This is a genomic window from Paenibacillus sp. tmac-D7 (assembly GCF_006519665.1).
Taxonomy (GTDB): domain Bacteria; phylum Bacillota; class Bacilli; order Paenibacillales; family NBRC-103111; genus Paenibacillus_G; species Paenibacillus_G validus.
In genome coordinates this window covers 1-17,968 of the sequence record NZ_VIDW01000002.1, presented here as the reverse complement: position 1 = coordinate 17,968, position 17,968 = coordinate 1, and the positions used below count along the sequence as shown (strand labels likewise).

The following is a 17,968-nucleotide window of genomic DNA, read 5'->3' as shown; positions in this document are numbered from 1 at the left end:
AAATATTGCAAAGGACAGGTGCCTGCCGGTAACCTGTTTTTTTTTGCATGGCTGAGGGAAGAATCGATTTCCAAAAAATTCACTTGCATAAAGAACAAGTGTTCGGTGTATAATGTGAAACGAGAATATATGTTCGTATGATGGTGGTGGATGTATGAGTGTTAATCCAAGTATTGAAACCGAAGAAGATATTCAAATCATCAAGGACTACACCTTGCTGCCCATTTTGCTGGATATGTTAGCCAGAGATATGGATACGTTAAAAATGTATCAGGACAAAATTGTTTTCCGTCATGTCATTTTTTATCTTAGGGAAGTTGAAGATTCCATTTATTCAAAATTGCAGAGCATTAAAAGTAAGATGATCCAACAAAATATTAAAGTTTTGAGTACAGAAATGAATGCGCAGGGTATTCAGGTAGAATACAAAGTCCGCGGCTACGTTCATCATTTCAACATGCTGAGGAGTTTGATAAAGGCTGAGCTCATGACCATGCTTATGAACTTACGGAGGCAGATAAGATGAGCGAGAACAGCGAAAGGACTATTTTTCTAGCGGATTGCCAGAGCTTTTACGCCAGCGTAGAGAAGGCGGATCATCCTGAATGTAAAAATAAACCCGTTGCTGTTGCCGGTGATCCGGCACGCCGCTCAGGTATTATTCTGGCTGCCTGTCCCATCGCGAAAAGCTTCGGGGTGACTACGGCGGAACGGTTGGGCGAAGCCCTTATCAAGTGTCCGGAGCTCGTTGTCATGCGTCCCCGGATGCAGCATTACATTGATGTCTCACTGATGATTACGAAGATTTATGAGGAGTTTACGGATCTTGTTGAGATATTCAGTATTGATGAGCAGTTTTTGGATGTTTCTGCAAGCTTGCCTATCTTTGGAGATCCTGAAACGATCGCTAAATCTATTCAGCAAAAGGTTCTTAGTCAAACCGGAGTATGGGTTAGAGTAGGCATCAGTTCTAATAAAATACTTGCTAAAATCGCGACGGATATATGGGCAAAGAAGAATGAAAGTGGCATCTTTACCTTGTCAAAAACAGAAGTCGAGACTTTGCTATGGCCACAACCCGTAAATAAGATGTTCGGTGTCGGTTCACGTATGACGGCACATTTTGCTCGTCTTGGAATGCACACCATCGGCGATATTGCCAGAACGCCGCTGCCGCGTCTTAAAGATAAATTTCGTGCTCGCTTTGGCAAGCAATCGGATATTCATGCAGAGGTGATGTGGCGGACGGCGAACGGTCTGGATGATAGCCCGGTTACACCCGGAACATTCAACACGCCGCCAAAATCAGTCGGCCATATGATGACTTTACCTAGAGACTATGTGGAGACGTGGGAAGTGAACACCATTTTACTGGAGCTCACAGAGGAGGTATGCCGCGACTGCCGTCGTAAAGGATATATGGGCTCTGTAGTCACGGTCAGCTGCATGTGCAGTCCCTACGAAGCACCGACCGGATTCTCGCGCCAAATGAAGATGCAGGACCCTACTAACCACACCAATACCGTATTTGAAACCGTAAAAATGCTTTTTTATAAATTCTGGAATAAAATGCCCGTGCGTCGTGTCGGTGTGACATTAAGCCAGTTAATGGACGATCAGGATTACCAGCTTACCCTCTTTGAGGATCAGGTAAAGTCCAGAGCCTTGGAGAAAGCTACGGATAGTATAAAAAATCGATATGGCAGCGCCGCAATCGTAAGAGCTTCATCGCTTACCGCTGCCGGGCAAGCAGCGGATAGGTCGATGAAAATCGGAGGGCATTATAAATGAGCAAAAAGCTTGAAAAGAACGGGCTGTGGGAATCCAGCCGGATGATGCTTCCGCAACATAAAGAGGCATTTCAGAACAGACTCAACGATAAATCAGTTCAACATAGTCGTCCGACAACGGAAGAAATCAACATGATGAGAGATTATGTGTTATTGCCCATCATGCATTCGATTATTATAAGAAAGGCTCGGGAAGTGGAACGCTCCTCCGAAACCTTGAGATTGCTCTATTCTAAAGCGGCTCAGGTTCTGGCGAAAAACATTCATGTAGACTTGTCGAAAGTAAAAAAATACTTGTTGGAAAAAAACATCCGTGTGTTTGAAGAGGAAAAAGATGATCGGATGATTCGCTACCGATATATCTGCCGTGAGCATGAAGATAGTTTTACAATCACCAGAGACTACATGCGTGCTGAAATAAGTGTGAGGATTGGACGATACGCCGACAGTCTTGTAACAAACATGTATAGCGCGGGAAGACCGGATGAGCAACAAATATAAACCATGCAGAAGCCCGACGGAAACATTTCTTCCTGCGGGCTTCATGTATTGAAATCCAGTTGGAGCCGGTTGTTATCATTTTGATAAAATGAAAGCAGCGTATTGACGATCCTTGGAATGAGGTGCTATAGTAAATCAACAACATTAATCCGAGTAAATATATATGAATTGTTTACAAATAGGATGGTATGGCCAGTCTACCCGGCAAAGAGGAGACTTCCACCTTTTTCATTTTTGAAGAAGGTAGGGGGTCTCTTTTGTTTTTGTTTCATCATTCGAATCATCCGTCAACCAACTCCACTTCACAAAAAGAGAGGGATTCCCCATGTCCAAACGAAAATTCGCAACATTCTGGCAGCCTTGGGTTTTGCCTGTACTGATGCTGGCAGCTTGGCAGGCGTTCGGCGCTGCAGGCGTTTTATCTCAACGCATACTGCCAACGCCTCTGGAAGTCGTGCAAGCGCTTGTCGAGGTGGTCAAGGACGGCACGCTGCTGGAATATGTAGGTGCCAGCACGCAGAGGGCGTTCTTAGGCTTTCTGATCGGAGGAAGCGTTGCTTTCTTCATTGGATTATTAAACGGCATTTTCCCTGTAGCCGAACGGTTTATTGATACTTCGGTCCAGATGCTGCGCACGATTCCTCATCTGGCGCTTATTCCCTTGGTTATTATGTGGTTCGGTATTGGCGAAACGTCCAAATTGTTTCTGGTAGCTCTCGGGGTGGCATTTCCGATTTATCTGAATACATTTCATGGCATACGCTCGGTAGATCCGGGACTCATCGAGATGGGACGGGTTTACGGGTTAAACGGAGTTTCCTTATTTACCCAAGTGATATTGCCCGGTGCGCTATCCAATATTTTGCTCGGTGTCCGGTTCTCGCTAGGCATCATGTGGATCACGCTGATTGTCGCGGAGACGATTGCTGCCGATTCCGGGATCGGCTATATGGCTTCCCACGCCAGGGAGTATATGCGAATGGACGTCGTCGTGCTGTGCGTGATCTTGTACGCGCTGCTCGGCAAGTTATCCGATCTTGCGGCGAAATTCCTCGAGCGGCGGTGGCTTCAATGGCATCATAACTACGTGAAAAAAGCGTGAAGGGGAGGTCATGGACATGACGGTCAAAGAAGGCGGCGTTAAGCTGCATACTCGTAATTTGGGCATAACATTTGGTACAACAGAGGTGCTTACAGATATTAACTTTCAGGCGGAACCCGGTGAATTCGTCGCGATCGTTGGCAGGAGCGGATGCGGCAAAAGCACGCTGCTTCGCTTGGTAGCCGGCTTGGAGAAGCCGTCGGACGGTCTGATTATGATCGAAGGCAACGCAACGAAGGGCATCCATCCCGATATCCGGGTACTGTTTCAGGATTCCCGGCTTCTTCCCTGGAGGAAGGCGGTCGATAACGTCCGCATCGGCGTGAAGTCCGGCGACAAGAAGCTGGCGCATGAAGCGCTGAAGCAAGTGGGCTTGGAGGAGAGAGCCGGTGCATGGCCAGCGGTCCTGTCAGGCGGTCAGCGGCAGCGCGTAGCGTTGGCACGTGCTTTGGCCGGAAGCCCGAGATTGCTCCTGCTCGATGAGCCGCTAGGCGCCCTGGATGCGTTGACGCGAATCGAAATGCAGCAGTTGATTGAACGGTTGTGGAGCGAGCAAAGATTTACCGTTTTGCTCGTCACGCATGATGTGAGCGAAGCGGTAGCATTGGCGGACCGCGTAGTGCTCATTGAGAGCGGGAAGATCGCGATGGATGTGAAAATTACACTCCCGCGTCCGAGAGAACGCGACAGTGGATTTGCCTATTTTGAGAAGGTGATTTTGGATCGCTTGCTCTTGAAGGAGCCAGGCGCAATAGAAGCCCAACGGGAGCTTTCGTTTTCGATTTGATAAATCCATACTCTATAAAGGCGGGGAAAACAATGAGTCGATATGATGTGAATCTGAACGCAGATGTGTTGGTAATCGGCGGAGGTCCATCGGGGACCTGGGCGGCGGTAACAGCAGCTAGAGAAGGTGCGAAGGTTGTATTAGTCGATAAAGGCTATTGCGGAACGAGCGGCGCTACGGCTCCATCCGGCACAGGTGTTTGGTATGTGAATCCGAATCCCGAGGAGCGGGAAAGCGCAATGAAAAGCCGTGAAGCGCTGGGGGGCTATTTGGCCGATCGCGGCTGGATGCAGCGGGTGCTTGACCGTACCTTTGCCAATACGAACCAGATTGCGGATTGGGGCTACCCATTTCCTGTCGACGAAGCGGGGCTGTCTCAGCGCCAAAGTCTGCAAGGGCCGGAATATATGAAGCTGATGCGCAGACAGGTGCAGAAGGCGGGAGTGAAGATCCTCGATCACAGTCCGGCTTTGGAGCTCCTCGCGGATGAGCATGGTGTGGCCGGAGCGACGGGAACGAACATTCAAACGAAGGAAACGTGGCGGGTCGATGCTTCAGCCGTCGTGATCGCGACCGGCGGCTGCGCATTTTTAAGCAAAGCCTTAGGGACGAATGTATTAACCGGGGACGGCTATTTGTTGGCCGCTGAAGCGGGGGCCGATTTCTCGGGCATGGAATTCTCTACCGCGTACTCTCTGTGTCCTGCATTCTCTCCGGTGACGAAGTCGGCCTTCTACACCTGGGCTACCTTCTATTACGAAGACGGCCGGGTGATCGAGGGCGCAGGGTCGCAGCGAGGCCGCTCGGTGATCGCGCGGACGCTGCTCACCCAGCCCGTGTACGCCCGATTGGATAAGGCCGACGATGAGCTGAAAGAGGCGATGCGCAAGGCACAGCCGAACTTTTTCCTTTCTTTCGACCGACTCGGAATCGATCCGTTCACGCAAAAATTTCCGGTTACGCTTCGCTTTGAAGGAACGGTTCGCGGAACGGGCGGCATCCATATTATCGATGAAAGCTGCGCGACCAAGGTACCTGGATTGTATGCTGCCGGGGATGCGGCGACACGTGAGCTCATCTGCGGCGGGTTTACCGGCGGAGGCAGCCATAATGCGGCTTGGGCGATGTCCTCCGGCTATTGGTCCGGTGAGGGAGCGGCACGCTATGCCTTGAAATTGGGAGCGCATGCCGCCAGCCGCAGTGCGCAAGGGTTCTCGGAACGAACCGGCATCCCGACACAACCGGCGGAGCGCAAGGGAGGACCGGATACGAGTGAGATCGTGAAGGCCGTACAGGACGAGGTGTTCCCTTACGACCGGAACTGGTTCCGCACAGGAGCAGGGCTTGAAGGAGGGCTTCAGCGGCTCGAGCGCGTCTGGAATGAAGTGAAAAGCGGACTTCAGGCCGGGGACGGCAATACCGTTCGGGTCCGGGAAGCGGCGGCAATGACTGCGACGGCCCGTTGGATGTTTATAAGCGCATCAGCGCGTCAGGAGACGAGAGGGATGCACCGTCGCGAAGATTTTCCAGGGTCCGATACCAAGCAGCATTATCGCCTGCTAAGCGGCGGTTTGGATCAGCTCTGGGTTCGACCGTTATCCGATCAGGATGCCGGTGCCGCCCACTCCGGTATCCATTCCACATTCACCAAGAAGGAGGCTGTCATCTAATGATTGAAATCTTAAGCCAAGACCGCTGCGTCAACTGCAACCAGTGCGTGTCCGTCTGCCCGACGAATGTATTCGATCCGGCAACCGAAGACGGCGGCGTTCCTGCTATCGCCAGAAAATCCGACTGCCAAAGCTGCTTTATGTGCGAATTGTACTGCCCTACGGATGCTTTGTTCGTATCGCCATTTGCCGAGCAGGAAGCGGAGTTCAACGAGTCCGCACTGATCGAAAGCGGACAGCTGGGCAGCTACCGTACCAACTTGGGCTGGACCCGGGGCGCCAAATCAACGGCGGCGGATGACGGTTCTTATCTTATATTTCGACGCATGCACAGGCACTAAACCAGGCACAACCTTATTAAACTAGACAGACAGGGGGCATTACTATGAATTCATCCCGCAAGCATTGGACTTTAACTGCATTACTCCTTACATCTGTATTTGCCTGGGCTCTCTCCGGATGCGGGACTTCAGGCTCCAAGCAACCGGCAGCAGGCGATGCAGCCGCCCCGGCGCAGGGAGCAGGCCAGACATCCGAAGCGAAGACGACGCTTGAACCGAAGCTTCGTATCGGGTATATTTCCCCTAACAACAAAGGTACCATCACGGGGGTAGAAGGCTGGGCGCAGAAAAAAGGCTACCTGGAATCCGAACTCAAAAAATACGGCGTCACCGATGTTTCGGTGAAATCTTTTCCTAACGGACCGAACTTGAATGAAGCTCTCGCCTCGGGTGCTCTGGATGTCGGAATTTACGGCGATACGCCGGCAATTAATGCCAGAGCGGTCGGCTTGAAGACGAAACTGATTAACATTACCCAGTCCGGTATGAATGCCTGGCTTGTGGCTAAAGCGGATGGACCTCAAAAGGTGGAGGATTTGAAAGGCAAAAAAATCGCTACAGCCGATGGCTCCTACATGAGCCGTTACCTGAAAGGATTGCTGCAGGAAAAAGGCTTGGATAAAGACATAAAGGTCGTTCACCTGCTCCCTGCTGACGGCGAAGCGGCTTTGGCGCGAGGGGATATTGAAGCTTATGCTTACCCGACAGGGTTCGGCCCTTTGATTATCAGCAAAGGCTATAAAGCGATAGATGAAGCAAAGAGTCATCCGGATCTTCGGGGCTCGAGCGTGACGGTGGCGAGTGAAGACTACCTTTCCAGGAACCCTGGCTTCGTGCAAGTATGGAACGGAGTGCGGCAAAAGGCAGCAAAAGAAATTCAGTCCAATGCCGATGAATTCTATAAGCTGTATGCCGAGTCCTCCGAATTCCCGCTGGATGTAGTTAAAGCATCCTTCGATATTAGCCAGTGGCAAGTCGAGGATTTTTCAGCGGACAGTCTGAAACTTCTGGAAGGAACCAAAAAATATTTGTTCGATAACGGCATCATCAAGAAAGACTTTAATCTTAACGATTGGATCTATAAGCCTTAGGCTTAGGCAGCAAAAAGGAACGATTCTTCCGGTCAACTGGAGACATGTTCACCTGATGAGGGGGCATGTCTCTTTATTTTTCTCACGAAGAAAGGAAGGGATTTGACGATGAACATTGAATGGAAGTGGGATGCAGCGATTCCGGTTGCCATAGAATCTTTAATCAGGCTTGCGGACATAGCGAACGGTTATAAAAGCAGCATCTTGTTTGGTAAAAAGCAGATGTATATTAACGGGAAGGTGTCTTCCCAGGTCGTCTCCTTATTCTTAACGATGAAATGCGACCAAACCTTGAGCGTGAACGTAGAAGGCGAGGATGCCACTGAAGCTTTCAGATCCATTCATGCCTATATTCACGAACTGATGCGGGAGCCTGACGCCGTACCTGCGCAAGCAGCGCAGATTAAAGCGGTACATCATCACCCCTTTACTCAAGCGATGTAACACTCATCGTAACGGAATTCATATTCAGGAAGCGGCGCATTTTTTCACGAATGCATCTGTCAAGGAAGTCAATGCTGAAACAGACCGCATGCATCCATTATTTGAGCATACTTCCTTTCAAAGTCCATAATATTTAATCATGGAGTGAAATGGAGGTGCAGCTATGTCCAATGGATTCGTTATGCGTTCTTTAGACGAAGTTCGGTTTTGGTCACGTATAATGAAGGAACATTCACTTTTTCTGAAATTAGGGTTTCGTTGCGATGACACCCAGTTAATAAATGAGGCGAATCACTTTTACGCGGTGTTTGAGGAAATTGAAAGAAGGTCAAACACATTTACACCTGAAACAGACCCTGAAGTAATCAAAAGATTCAATGTAGAAGTGCACAATGCGGCTTCCCATATATGGGCTTTTAAAAGAAAAGTGTTAGGATTAATTTTAAGTTGCCAACTTCCAGGAGCCAATAACTTTCCATTGTTGGTCGACCACACGAGTAGAGAAGCATTTTACTTTAGAAACAGATTGGAAGAACTTAATACTGGAAGATTAGATCCTTTACCCGATGCAATCATTAATGAAAATGTATTTTTCTTAAGGATAATGGCTGACCATGCAAAATTTATTGGACATTTACTGGACCCCTCTGAACGGCAGTTAGTTGAACAATCACGTAACTTTAGTCAAGATTTCGACCAATTGCTCTTTCAAGCAAGAGATTTAGAATCCATGCGACCTCAATCCCAGACAGTTCCTTTACTAGACCAATTCCTTGACCAGAATCGAATTTCCGTAAAATCTCTTCGCGATTTTAAAAAGACGGCTAAAGAATTAATCGAGTCTTGTCGTATAAAGAGTATTATTCATCCCCTGCTGGCAGACCATGTATTTCGGGAAGCGGAGCGATTCCTTCTCATTATAGATATGTTAGAAAGTAGTTTGACAAAAACTCCTGCGAGATAAAACATAAGAGTGTATTATAAATAACCCTGAGAACAACTCAGGTATGACTCCCGTTAGAGCTCAAAAAAGGAAAACATCTCCCGCGCCTTCGCTTGGGCTACGTCCTCCAATTTTATTTCCAATTATAAATTAAAGCACATACGCGTGTAGCATGTAGTTCTTCAGATAAACCACTAAATTATTCTAAGCACTAAGAAAATACTTTATTTCGTATTATTAGGTCAGCCAAATTTGAAGTGCACCCCGTCAAGTAGACAGTGGAATAAAATAAATTGATTAAGCTGCCTTAGCTCGAGCTTCCATCGGGCTAAGGCAGCTTAATTTCTTCTGCAACCGCTCGTAGTTATAAAAGTGAATGTAATCCTCGATATCCTTCTTTAATGCTTCAAAGGTCTGGTATGTGTGGAGGTAGTATTTCTCGCTCTTGAGGGTGCCCCAGAATGCCTCCATGGGGCCATTATCGATGCACTTTCCTACCCTCGACATACTCTGCGTCATCCCGTGTGCTTCCAAGCGTCTTTTAAAACCCCATGAGGTATATTGAAAACCTCGGTCACTATGCAGCATTGGCGATGTGCCGGGTGCGGCTTTCAAAGCCAAGTCCAGCGTTGTGAAAACGAGGCTATTGTTGTTGGAATGGCCTAGGACGTACGCCACAATCGATTTATCGTGAAGATCTAAGATGGCGCTGAGGTAAGCTTTCTGGCCCTGGCCGTACTTCATTTCGGTTACGTCGGTTACCCACTTCTCATTCGACTTCTCAGCAGTGAATTCTCGGTTCAACAAATTCTCTACGATCTGTTCAGGCGTGGATTTCACGTATTTCTTTTTCTTCCTGCGAATAACCGACCGAATGCCTGCCAATTTCATCAGGCGATAAATCCGCTTGTGATTAATCGCGCGATCCAGTTGTCTTCTCAAATGAAGGGTTAATTGGCGGTAGCCAAAGATGCCCTCCACCTTCTCATAATGCAAGATCATGGCATTTGCTAGCTTTTCGTTTTCTTGCTCCTGAAAGCTGGGTTCCCGATTTAACCACTTATAGTAGCTCGAACGGGGAATACCTGCCATTCTGCATAAAAGTTGAATGCTAACGCCTTTGTTTTGCTGTACGGATTGAATAGACAGGTAGACGTTCTCCTGACGTATCCGGCTTAATAACGCCTCCTTTCGAGCTCCTCTAACTTTTTTAACAGGGCATTCTCCGCGCGCAGCCATTCGTTCTCGGCTTCTAACTTCTTTAAGGCGAGTCTTTGTCGTTCTACTTCACTTAACTCTTCGGCTGCTTTAGGATAATCGCGATTTTGAGAGAGACAGTACAATACGATATCGATCCGTTCTTCCCAGGTTGTCGTTCGTCCCTTTGTCATAGCGGCTACGCCTCCGTTCTTGTACGGTCTTAGACCGCTATGACTATTATACTTCTTAATCCAGCTCCTGAGCTGTGTACGACTTGCAATGCGGTACGTTCTAATGATTTCGTTCTGCGAGTACTTCCCTGAAAGATAATCTTGAACCGCTTGAAGTTTAGTTTCCGCCGTGTAGCTCTTATTGCCTGAACGAAATTCCAACCCTTCGGCCCCGTACACTTCATAACGCCGCCGCCATTCCTTTAAAGTACTGACGTTAATGCTATATTTATAGGCTATCCCGCTTAGTGACCCTTGCCCCGTTTCAAGTTCCTTCAATATGGCTAACTTCTCTTTTCCGCAGTATTCGTTAATTTTGGACATGAAAAAACTCCCCTTGGTAGATAGGTTTTATTATTTCACCTGTCTACCTAATGGGGAGCATATCAATTTCTGGTTGGCCTTTTTTCTTAGGCGTCATATGATGGCGGTAAGCCGGGAGAACGCAAACTTAATTTTTCCCGCCGCGGCTATGAGAGTCGGCGGCAGGATTGAGAAATAGGTGAGGAGGCTGGTTGCGATCCTGCAGGAGGCCAAAAATAAATAGCCCGAAAAGGCCCGAAGGATGCTTTCTCCCTCGGGCTGACTTTATTCGGCGCTCATGGAAAAATGATTACTATCGAGCGCTTCAACTGTTTACAATGAGAAGGACCGACATGCCGACAATAATGAGGCCAAGGACGGAGGCGACCCAGATGATCAGCTTTTTGTTTGGCTCTTCTTTCGCTTTGCGCTTTGCGTACGGAGTAATTTTCTTTTTGGACATCGACATCAGCCCTGCCTTCCGATAGGTTTAAGCATATTCTACCATATTGTAACCGCTGGAGCGTCAGGGTTTTGTTGGGTTGTCCTCTTTATTTTTCCGCCGTAAAACGATAAACTGTCATCTAGAGAGAGTTATCGTCAGCAAGAGACGGACGGGAAGAGGGCGAGAAGCATGTTGTACAAATCGATAGCCAAACCGGTGCTGTTCCGAATGGACCCGGAGAAGGCGCACCATCTCACGATCGACGGGCTGCATACGTTCGGTAAAATACCGGGAGGACGGCGGCTGCTGCAGGCTGTATGGGGCGTCGGCGTTTACCCGGAGCTGGAGACGGAGCTTTGGAACATCAAGTTTACGAACCCGGTGGGCCTTGCCGCAGGCTTGGACAAGAACGGCAAGGCGGTTCCGGGCTTTTCCAGCATCGGCTTCGGCTTCATGGAGGTCGGGACAGTGACCCCGAAGCCCCAGGAGGGCAATCCGCTGCCGCGGCTGTTCCGGCTGCCCGAGGACGGGGCGCTGATCAACCGGATGGGCTTCAACAACGTCGGCATCGAGGGCATGAAGCGCAATTTACGGAATCAAGGAAAGCGGACGATTCCGCTGGCGATTAATATAGGCAAGAACAAAGCGACGCCGAACGAACAAGCCCACGAGGATTACCGCGCATGCATTCAGGCCCTGTATGGCTACGGCGATTTTTTCGTGGTGAATATCAGCTCGCCGAACACGCCGGATCTGCGCAATCTGCAGCACGGCGACGACTTGTCGCGTCTGCTCGCCGCCGTCAAGGACGAGATGGACGCCATGCATGCGAAGTTCGGCGGCCGGGAGAAGCCGGTGCTCGTCAAGATTGCACCGGACTTGACGCCGGAGGAAGTCGAGTATACGGCGGCGACGATTTTGCGCAGCAACGTGTCGGGCATCATCGTGTCCAACACGACGATCTCGCGCGACGGCCTGGCGAATGCGAACCGCGGCGAAACCGGCGGACTGAGCGGCAGGCCGTTGACGGGCAAGTCGACGGAACTGATCGGGACCGTGTACCGCTTAACCGAAGGCAAGCTGCCGATTATCGGGTCGGGGGGCATATTTACAGCGGAAGACGCCTATGCGAAAATTCGCGCGGGAGCCAGCCTGGTCGAAGTGTATACGGCGCTCATTTATGAAGGACCTGCATTGGTGAAACGAATCAACCGCGGCTTGCGGCAGCTGCTGCGGCAGGACGGCTTCAAGCATATTTCGGAGGCGGTCGGCTCGGCGCATACGGGAAGATAGGGAGGATTACGGATGGATGGTCGCGATTGGAAAAAATTCCTTCTGCCATACGAGCAGACGGTCGAAGAATTGAAGGTCAAATTCAAGACGCTGCGAAGCGAATTGAAAAGCCGCGAAGAGTATTCCCCGATTGAATTTGTGACCGGCCGCGTGAAGCGGGTTTCCAGCATATTGGAAAAAGCGAAGCGGCTTAACGTGCCGATGGAACAAATCGAGACCGGCATCGAGGATATTGCCGGGATCCGCATCATGTGTCAATTCGTCGAAGATATCGGGCAATTGGCGGAGCTGATCCGCGCCCGTCAGGATATGACGTTAGTGTATGAAAAAGACTATATCACGAACAAAAAGCCAAGCGGCTACCGCAGCTATCACATGATTGTGGAGTATCCGGTGCAGACGTCGCTCGGCATGAAGCGGGTGCTGGCGGAAATTCAGCTGCGTACGCTGGCGATGAACTTCTGGGCGACGATTGAGCATTCGCTCAACTACAAATACCGCGAAAGCTTGCCGGAGGAAGTCGTCAGCCGGCTCAGCAAAGCGGCGGAAGCGGCGTACAAGCTCGATCAGGAAATGAGCAGCATCCGCGACGAGATCATGGAGTCGCAGCAGCTGTTCGAGGACAACTCCAATATCGTCAACCGGGTGCTGAACAACATTCAGGTGTTGTATTTTTACCATCGGGTGCGGGAGGCCGCTCAATTCCAGCTGCGTTTCAATGAACTGTGGGATACGAACGACACGTGGTTATTGAAAGAATTGTCCGATCAAATCGAAGAGGCGATCAGCCGGGCGAAAAAGAGCTCGTTGTCTTAGCATCGGCTCGAAACCGGGGAGGGTTCATCTTGACCGCGAAGTACGATCGGTTGTATGTGCTGTTCGTGTACTATTTCAACATCGCAAGGGATTACTTCGAATGCCATGAGGTGATGGAGGAGCTCTGGCTCGAGGAAGGACGCGACACGTTGTATCAGGGCCTGCTGCAGGTAGCGGTAGGCCTTTATCATTACCGGAACGGCAATAACGGGGGCGCGGTGAAGCTGTTCGCCGCGGCGTTGGAGAAGCTTGAGCAGCAGCCGGAAGAGGTGCTTGGCATCGATCTGGAGGCGCTGCGGCAGGACAGCCGGGCCTACCTGGGCAAGCTTCATCGGCTCGCGGAGGAGCCATTCGCCTTCTATGACCTGGACATCCGCGTTCTCGATCCGGAGCTGAATGCGCTCGTAGAGGAATACCGCCTGCATCCGCCGCAAGAACACGAGGAAGACTAATCAGCGCGCGTATAGAGCGAAGCTCGAAGGAGGACGAGACGGTTGATTCATGTGGAGCACCTGTCCAAGCATTATCGCGTGCACGAGAGGGAGCCCGGACTACTGGCGTCTTTGCGCAGTTTAGTGAGCCGCAGCTACCGGGTGGTGAAAGCGGTCGACGACATCAGCTTCCATATTCCCGCGGGCCAAATTGTGGGCTTTCTCGGTCCGAACGGCGCCGGGAAAACGACGACGATGAAGGTGCTGACCGGGCTGCTGCATCCGACGGCCGGACGCGTCGAGGTGGCGGGGTTCAAGCCGCAGGAGCACCGGAACGCGTTCAAACGCCGAATCAGCCTGGTGATGGGGCAAAAAAGCCAGCTGATTTGGGACGTGCCGGCATCGGACAGCTTCCTGGTCAATAAAGCGATCTACGAGATCGATGACGAGACGTACCGGAAAAGCCTCGGCGAGCTGGCCGAGCTGCTGGAGCTCGAGCGCGTCCTGCATAAACCGGTGCGGCAGCTGTCGCTCGGCGAACGGATGAAGTGCGAGCTCGCGGCGTCGCTGCTGCACCGGCCGGACATTTTATTTTTGGACGAACCGACGATTGGCCTCGATGTACAAATGCAGGAGGTTGTGCGCCGGTTTATTTTGGAATACAACCGGAGCGTCGGCGCGACGGTGCTGCTTACGAGCCACTATATGGGCGATGTGACGGCGCTGTGCGAGCGCGTCATGGTCATCGGAGGCGGGCGGCTCTTGTACGACGGCGGCATCGCCGAGCTGGTCGACCGGCATTCGCCCCGCAAGCGAATCAAGCTGCAGCTGGCCGAAGGCGGCTCGGCGGAAGCCATTCGGGCAAGGCTGGCCCGGGAGCCGGCGGTGACGAACGTGATGCTGGACGACTATCCGGTCGCCCTGTTCGAGGTGCCGCGCGAGCAAGTATCCGCCGTGTCCGCGAAGCTGCTGGCCGATTTTCCGGTACTCGATCTGACGATCGAGGATCCGTCGATGGAGACGGTGATCGGGCAAGCGTTCGCGCAGACGGACGGGGCAGGCGGTTCGGCAGGCGCGGTACGCAAGGAAAACCGGCAGGAGGAACGCGAGACGTCGGAGGTGGGGCGCGAATGAGCGGCCGGGAGAATGGTCTCGGGCAAGCGGCGGACGCCCGCACAGCCGGGGAAGCCTGGCTGCGGTTCCGGCAGAAGTATGCGGCGCTGCTGAGCGTTGAATGGGCCGTCATGCTGGCGTATCGCAGCGAAAGCCTGATCTGGATGATCGGGTCGTTCGTCCAGCCGATCGTCAGCCTCTCGGTATGGCTGTCGATTGCCGGCGGCGGCACCGTCCGCGGTTATGGCGCGAACGATTATATCGTGTACTTTATCGGCGTGCTCGTTGTCGAGAGGCTGTCGCGGTCGTGGGACGTGTGGGAGCTGGACAGCGAAATCCGGCAGGGCACGTTCTCGGCCAAGCTGCTTCGCCCGTTTCATCCGATGCATTGGAGCATTGCGCAAAACATCGTCTACAAGCTGTTTTTCGCGTCGCTGCTCGTTCCGTCCTGGCTCGTGCTTGCGTGGATATGGCCGGTGCTGCGGCCTGCGGCGGACGGGGGGATGATCGGGCTCGCCGTACTGGCGCTGCTCGGGTCAAACGTGCTGCGTTATTTGATCGGCTACGAATTCGGTTTGCTGGCGTTCTGGACGAACAAGGCTACGTCGATCTTTGCGCTGTATGAAGGCTTGCATTTGTTTTTGGCGGGACGCATCGCGCCCTTGTCCATGTTTCCGGAGGGGCTGGTTTGGGTCGCCTCCTGGTTCCCGTTCTATTCGACGGTCGGATTTCCCGTCGATTTGCTGACGGGCAAGCTGGCGGGACGCCCGGATTTAATCGGGCAGGGCTTCGTCCAGCAGCTGGTCTGGATCACGGTGCTGATCGTGATTTTCCGCATCCAGTGGAAGCGGGGACTGGCCAAATACTCCGCGGCGGGAGGTTAGGAGAGATGCGCAAATACGGGCGTACGCTGCAATCATTTTTCCGGGCGTGTCTGGTCGAAGAATTCGAGTATCGGGCCAATTTCGCCGCCAACGTGCTGCATACGCTGTTCGGTCTGGCGATGGCGGTGCTGACGGTGCAGCTCTATTTTTACCGGACGCAGCAGATCGGCGGCTGGTCGTTCGACGAGGTGCTGGCGCTGCTCGGCGTATTCACCGCCGTACACGGCTTTATCGATTTCTTCCTGCAGCCGAACATGAGCCGGCTCGTGGACCATATTCGCAAAGGCACGCTGGATTACGTCTTGACGAAGCCGATCGACAGCCAATTTTACGTAAGCTTTCGGCATCTTGTATTTTGGCGTCTGGCCGACGTCTTGCTCGGTTTCGGGATGGTGGCCTTCGCGCTCTTGCGCATCGGCTATACCCCCGGCTGGCGGGAGCTGCTGATGTTCGCGGCGGTATTCGTTGCGGCGCTGGCGGTCGTGTATTCGCTGTGGATTGCGATGATGACGGTATCGTTCTGGGCGGTGAAGGTCGACAATTTATCGTTCCTGTTCACGACGTCGTTCGAGACGGCGCGTTTTCCCGTTTCGGTGTACCCGGGCGCGCTGCGGTTCATCCTAACCTACGTGTTCCCGGTGGCGTTCATTACGACGTTCCCCGCCGCCGCCATCGTCGGACGCATCGGCTGGACGGAGGTGATCGTCAGCGGGCTGGTCGCGCTGATCGCCCTGGCGCTTTCGCGAATGTTTTGGCGGTATGCGGTCGCGCATTATACGAGCGCGAGCAGCTAGACCTGCTCATACGAAAGGCTGCACCCGACGTTTGACGTCGGTGCAGCCTTATTCGGGTGCGCCCAGCAGAGCGTTAGTATGAATAATTCGTCTACCCAGGCTTCATCGTGCTCCCGGCCGGTTTAAGATTTGTGCTTGCTGATGAACGATTGCAGCGCTTCCTTCGTTTGCTCGCCGACGAGCCGCTCGACTTCTTTGCCTTCTTTATAATAAATCAAGGTCGGTGTGAACTCGATGCCGTATCGCTTCCAGCCGTCTTTGAACTCCTCGAGGTTGAATTGTTTGATGTCGGCGCCCAGCTCTTTGGCCACGGGCATCAGGATCGGCGTCGTCACCTTGCAATGCGGGCAGGTGGAAGCGAAGTAATAAATATAGAAGCTTTCTTTATTCGCAATTTTTTTATCCAGGTCCTCCGGCAGAATGATATTTTGATAGTTTGGATCGTCAAGCAGCTTCACCGTTTCCGGATGCAGCTTGTCCGGCGCGATCTTGTACACGTTGTCGGCGTGTTTGCCGAATTTGGCTTTATTGGACTGCTGGTTCAACACGAATAACGCGCCGAACAAAACGACGATGATGGATAAATAAATGGCAAGCTTTTTCATGGTTCCCCCTCTTTCTTGTCGATGTGTTCAAATAGCTACCTCTTTCTATCATACCTGAAATGGGGTGTAATTTCGAATTTCTTGACCAGACCCCTGCCCCCAATCGGAACCATCCCGGGTTGCGGGGACTATCGGATTCGAAGTACAATGGGAATCATCCGGCATCCGGGTCGGGACCAGAGCCGATAGGCGGCTCCCGACGGCCGGTCTGGATGTCCACATTGACGGAAACGGGTTGAACGAAACATGACAGGGCGCGATCTGCCTGCGGTATTTTTGCAGCATATGGAACGGTTGCTGGAAGCGGATTTTCCGGCTTTTTTGGCTTCATACGACGAAGCGCGGTTATACGGCTTACGCGTGAACACCTTGAAGCTGTCCCCCGCGGCGTTCGAGAGGCTGTCGCCGATCGGGCTGCGTCCGATTCCTTGGGCGGAAACGGGGTTTTATTATCAAGGCGCTGCTCCTCGCGGCGGCTCGGAGACGGAAGGATCTGCGGATGAAGTCCGGCCGGGGAAGCACCCGCATTATCACGCAGGGCTGTACTACATTCAGGAGCCGAGCGCGATGGCGCCGGTCGAGCTGCTCGATCCGAAGCCGGGCGACCGGGTGCTCGACTTATGCGCCGCTCCCGGCGGCAAGACGACGCAAATCGCCGCCAAGCTGCAGGGTGAAGGGGTTGTCGTGACCAACGACATCCATCCGGACCGGGTAAAGGCGCTGGTGAAAAATATCGAGTTAAACGGGGTCCGCAATGCAGTCGTGCTGAATGACGATCCGGCGAAGCTGGTTGATGCGTTTGCCGGCTATTTCGATAAAATCTTGGTCGATGCGCCTTGTTCCGGCGAGGGGATGTTCCGTAAGGAAGAGGAGATGGCCAAGGCGTGGGAGCCGGCCTGGACGGCCAAGTACGCCGCCATGCAGCATACGCTCATCGCTCAAGCGGCGCGTATGCTTCGCCCCGGCGGAAGGCTTGTGTATTCGACCTGCACGTTCTCGCCGGAGGAGAACGAAGACATCATCGCCGCGTTCCTCGCGGAGCACCCGGCGTTCGAGGTGGAGCCGGTGGAACGGGCGGACGGCCGCGCCGCGTGGTCGGCAGGCCGGCCGGACTGGGTCCGCGGCGCAGGGGAGCCCGCTGCCGCGGCAGTCGCCGGCACGGTCAGGCTGTGGCCGCACCTCGTG

General features: G+C 52.4%; 20 protein-coding genes. 17 read left to right on the top strand and 3 right to left on the bottom strand.

Annotation, left to right across the window (positions count from 1 at the left end; all coding sequences use genetic code 11):
• Nucleotides 1-154 precede the first annotated feature (154 nt).
• The 10 genes from FKP33_RS01550 to FKP33_RS01505 all read left to right on the top strand — a co-directional run bounded on the left by FKP33_RS01550 (nucleotide 155) and on the right by FKP33_RS01505 (nucleotide 8,690).
• Nucleotides 155-526, top strand: a complete 372-nt coding sequence (locus tag FKP33_RS01550; protein ID WP_127606089.1) for a YhjD family protein — start codon at nucleotides 155-157, stop codon at nucleotides 524-526.
• Nucleotides 523-1,791 carry a DNA polymerase IV gene (locus FKP33_RS01545; RefSeq protein ID WP_127606086.1) on the top strand — a complete coding sequence of 423 codons (1,269 nt, stop codon included), beginning with the start codon at nucleotides 523-525 and terminating at the stop codon, nucleotides 1,789-1,791. The genes FKP33_RS01550 and FKP33_RS01545 overlap by 4 nt, the downstream gene beginning before the upstream one ends.
• Entirely contained in the window at nucleotides 1,788-2,291 is a 504-nt protein-coding gene (locus FKP33_RS01540) for a YhjD family protein (protein WP_127606084.1), read from the top strand. The genes FKP33_RS01545 and FKP33_RS01540 overlap by 4 nt, the downstream gene beginning before the upstream one ends.
• 325 nt (nucleotides 2,292-2,616) lie before the next feature.
• The gene (locus FKP33_RS01535; RefSeq protein ID WP_141333797.1) at nucleotides 2,617-3,393 is read left to right on the top strand and encodes an ABC transporter permease subunit; all 777 of its coding nucleotides are present in this window, start codon (nucleotides 2,617-2,619) and stop codon (nucleotides 3,391-3,393) included.
• 16 nt (nucleotides 3,394-3,409) lie between these two features.
• Entirely contained in the window at nucleotides 3,410-4,180 is a 771-nt protein-coding gene (locus FKP33_RS01530) for an ATP-binding cassette domain-containing protein (protein ID WP_054796836.1), read from the top strand.
• Nucleotides 4,181-4,212: 32 nt separating this feature from the next.
• Entirely contained in the window at nucleotides 4,213-5,850 is a 1,638-nt protein-coding gene (locus tag FKP33_RS01525; RefSeq protein ID WP_141333796.1) for an FAD-dependent oxidoreductase, read from the top strand.
• A complete protein-coding gene (locus FKP33_RS01520) occupies nucleotides 5,850-6,191 on the top strand; it encodes a 4Fe-4S dicluster domain-containing protein (RefSeq protein WP_054796837.1) in 342 nt (113 codons plus the stop codon). Before FKP33_RS01525 ends, FKP33_RS01520 begins: the two co-directional genes overlap by 1 nt.
• 44 nt (nucleotides 6,192-6,235) lie before the next feature.
• Complete coding sequence (locus tag FKP33_RS01515) at nucleotides 6,236-7,282, top strand: ABC transporter substrate-binding protein (protein WP_127606078.1); 1,047 nt, start codon at nucleotides 6,236-6,238, stop codon at nucleotides 7,280-7,282.
• Between the two features lie 108 nt (nucleotides 7,283-7,390).
• Nucleotides 7,391-7,726: an HPr family phosphocarrier protein gene (locus FKP33_RS01510; RefSeq protein WP_054799247.1), complete on the top strand. Its 336-nt coding sequence runs from the start codon at nucleotides 7,391-7,393 to the stop codon at nucleotides 7,724-7,726.
• A gap of 163 nt (nucleotides 7,727-7,889) precedes the next feature.
• On the top strand, nucleotides 7,890-8,690 hold the full coding sequence (locus FKP33_RS01505; protein WP_054799248.1) for a DUF2935 domain-containing protein: 801 nt from the start codon (nucleotides 7,890-7,892) through the stop codon (nucleotides 8,688-8,690).
• Between the two features lie 276 nt (nucleotides 8,691-8,966).
• On the opposite strand, the gene FKP33_RS28025 is transcribed toward FKP33_RS01505, so the two are convergent.
• Both FKP33_RS28025 and FKP33_RS26900 read right to left on the bottom strand, forming a co-directional pair.
• Nucleotides 8,967-10,423 (bottom strand): IS3 family transposase gene (locus FKP33_RS28025; RefSeq protein WP_373423819.1). Its coding sequence is split into 2 segments (ribosomal slippage): nucleotides 8,967-9,886 and nucleotides 9,886-10,423, totalling 1,458 coding nucleotides; the frame shifts between segments, so codons are not numbered across the junction.
• 304 nt (nucleotides 10,424-10,727) lie between these two features.
• Complete coding sequence (locus FKP33_RS26900; protein ID WP_164751750.1) at nucleotides 10,728-10,871, bottom strand: hypothetical protein; 144 nt, start codon at nucleotides 10,869-10,871, stop codon at nucleotides 10,728-10,730.
• 165 nt (nucleotides 10,872-11,036) lie between these two features.
• Between FKP33_RS26900 and FKP33_RS01490 the strand changes: the two genes are divergently transcribed.
• Genes FKP33_RS01490 through FKP33_RS01465 form a run of 6 tightly spaced genes read left to right on the top strand, consistent with a single transcriptional unit; the run spans nucleotide 11,037 to nucleotide 16,178 of the window.
• A complete protein-coding gene (locus FKP33_RS01490) occupies nucleotides 11,037-12,140 on the top strand; it encodes a quinone-dependent dihydroorotate dehydrogenase (protein ID WP_127606072.1) in 1,104 nt (367 codons plus the stop codon).
• A 12-nt stretch (nucleotides 12,141-12,152) separates the two neighbouring features.
• A complete protein-coding gene (gene yjbM / locus FKP33_RS01485) occupies nucleotides 12,153-12,956 on the top strand; it encodes a GTP diphosphokinase (RefSeq protein ID WP_127606070.1) in 804 nt (267 codons plus the stop codon).
• A 29-nt stretch (nucleotides 12,957-12,985) separates the two neighbouring features.
• Nucleotides 12,986-13,408, top strand: coding sequence for a DUF309 domain-containing protein (locus tag FKP33_RS01480; protein ID WP_258313353.1), 423 nt, complete (start codon nucleotides 12,986-12,988; stop codon nucleotides 13,406-13,408).
• A gap of 42 nt (nucleotides 13,409-13,450) precedes the next feature.
• On the top strand, nucleotides 13,451-14,521 hold the full coding sequence (locus FKP33_RS01475; RefSeq protein WP_141333793.1) for an ABC transporter ATP-binding protein: 1,071 nt from the start codon (nucleotides 13,451-13,453) through the stop codon (nucleotides 14,519-14,521).
• Nucleotides 14,518-15,384 (top strand): ABC transporter permease, encoded by an 867-nt coding sequence (locus FKP33_RS01470; protein WP_141333792.1) that lies wholly within the window; start codon nucleotides 14,518-14,520, stop codon nucleotides 15,382-15,384. The genes FKP33_RS01475 and FKP33_RS01470 overlap by 4 nt, the downstream gene beginning before the upstream one ends.
• A 5-nt stretch (nucleotides 15,385-15,389) precedes the next feature.
• Nucleotides 15,390-16,178 (top strand): ABC transporter permease, encoded by a 789-nt coding sequence (locus FKP33_RS01465; protein ID WP_141333791.1) that lies wholly within the window; start codon nucleotides 15,390-15,392, stop codon nucleotides 16,176-16,178.
• Between the two features lie 122 nt (nucleotides 16,179-16,300).
• On the opposite strand, the gene FKP33_RS01460 is transcribed toward FKP33_RS01465, so the two are convergent.
• A complete protein-coding gene (locus tag FKP33_RS01460) occupies nucleotides 16,301-16,783 on the bottom strand; it encodes a thioredoxin family protein (RefSeq protein ID WP_127606064.1) in 483 nt (160 codons plus the stop codon).
• Between the two features lie 246 nt (nucleotides 16,784-17,029).
• On the opposite strand from FKP33_RS01460, the gene FKP33_RS01455 reads away from it, so the two are divergent.
• Nucleotides 17,030-17,968 (top strand): RsmB/NOP family class I SAM-dependent RNA methyltransferase (locus tag FKP33_RS01455; RefSeq protein WP_141333790.1); only part of this gene is annotated, 939 nt, incomplete at its 3' end.